1 protein-coding gene is annotated in these 1,048 nt (G+C 67.6%); it reads right to left on the reverse strand.

The window, feature by feature from the left end; genetic code table 11:
* Positions 1-179: 179 nt before the first annotated feature.
* Entirely contained in the window at positions 180-755 is a 576-nt protein-coding gene (locus tag ACXMYJ_RS29185) for a DUF6431 domain-containing protein (RefSeq protein WP_260751629.1), read from the reverse strand.
* Between the last annotated feature and the right edge of the window lie 293 nt (positions 756-1,048).

Consider the following 1,048-nt stretch of genomic DNA (forward strand, 5'->3'; position numbering starts at 1 on the left):
GGTGTTGGCCGTCGCTCAGGATGCAGACGATGGCGTCACTGTGGATGCAGACGTGATTTCGGGGGTCGGTCTGCATTGTGACGGGGTAATCGTCGCGGCGACGCGGTGGTCGTCATGGTGACGACTGTCGGCAGGCATGGTGATGACGCCCCCGGCGGCAGCGCGGGGACGTCGGAGGGTCAGCCGGGTGGCGCCAGAAGGCGGCCGCGGGTGTACATCCCGATCAGGGTCCACGGCGGCTCACCGAGGGCGTAGCGGCGGCGGTCCCAGTAGGCCGCTGCCGACAACAGCGACAGCGCGTGGTGCAACATGTTCCCTCGGTAGCGCAGCGCGGTGAACGTGTCGGGGTCCAGGGCGAGCAGCTGCTCGGTCCCGTCGCGTGCGAGACGGTCCAGGTGCTCTGGCGGTAGTCGGCGAAGCCAGCGGCGCACGGTGGACACCGGCCGCCCCATGGTCGCCGCGATACGCCGGTGTCCGAGTCCATTTGCTTTGTGCAGCAATGCTGTTCCAATCACTGCGGTGGTGTCGGCATGGCGTGGCTGCAGAGCGGCGGGCATCACGATATGCGTTGACGAGCAGGACCGGCATCGCGTGCGGCGGGGGCGCACCGTGATCGTGGTCCCGTCGTGATCGCGCACGGAGCGCCGCCTGCCGTAGCCCCAAGAAGTCAGCTGGCCGTCGCGGCACCGCGGGCAGCGGAGTTCGCCGGCGGCGAGCAGTTTCTCGGCCAGTTCGCCGGTGCGCGCGACGATCACCGCAGAGCCAGTCCATGATCCACCAGCCTTACCTATCACCCGGGAACCGGGATAGGGGTCAGTTCGTGTTGGGCGACCGCAGAATCGACGCGTCCGCCGTCACCGATTGTGACGATCTCGGGATTCGGCATCGCGCCGGAGCCGAAATGGACTCTGCGCGAGCAGACCAGCGCGGGGTCCGTTCGTGGGCACGCTGATGATGCAGACGACCGCCGTCCCCGACCCGGGATTTCGACAACTTCAATGACGATCACCCCCGCCGTGGTCGTCACACAGAGGGACGGTCAACACTT

It is taken from the genome of Mycobacterium sp. ZZG, from assembly GCF_054786995.1.